The sequence below is a fragment of the Microvirga sp. P5_D2 genome, from assembly GCF_054049475.1.
In genome coordinates this window covers 1-535 of the sequence record NZ_JBFUMH010000425.1, presented here as the reverse complement: position 1 = coordinate 535, position 535 = coordinate 1, and the positions used below count along the sequence as shown (strand labels likewise).

The following is a 535-nucleotide window of genomic DNA, read 5'->3' as shown; positions in this document are numbered from 1 at the left end:
GGCCGTACACGTGGGTCAGCTTGATGCCGATCTTCTCGGCACCCGACAGCACCGCCATTGGCGGCGGCGCACCGGCGATTGACCCCTGCACCAGAGGACCACCGGAATAGACCGGCGCATCGGGCGCATTGATCAGCGTGTTGTAGACGATCGGCGCGCCGGACATGTGGGTGACGCCGTGCTCGCGCATCAGCGCGAATATCTTTGTCGGGTCGACCTTGCGCAGGCAGACATTGACGCCGGCACTCGCCGCCACGGTCCAGGGGAAGCACCAGCCGTTGCAGTGGAACATCGGCAGGGTCCAGAGATAGACCGGGTGCTGGCCGAGGCCGGCTGCGAGAATGTTGGAGACCGCGTTGAGATAGGCACCGCGATGATGCGTCACGACGCCCTTCGGATTACCTGTGGTCCCCGAGGTGTAGCCAAGCGCGATGGCGTCCCATTCGTCGAGCGGGAAGGCGCTGGTGAAATCGGGGCTGCCCTCGGCGAGAGCGGCTTCATATTCGAGTTCCCCGATCCGCTGGCCGCCGGCGAA

Annotated in this window: 1 protein-coding gene; it reads right to left on the bottom strand. The window is 65.2% G+C overall.

What is annotated here, in order from left to right; translation table 11 throughout:
* Window positions 1-535: AMP-binding protein (locus tag ACXJKO_RS32090; RefSeq protein WP_457095025.1), on the bottom strand; the 535-nt coding region annotated here is incomplete at both ends.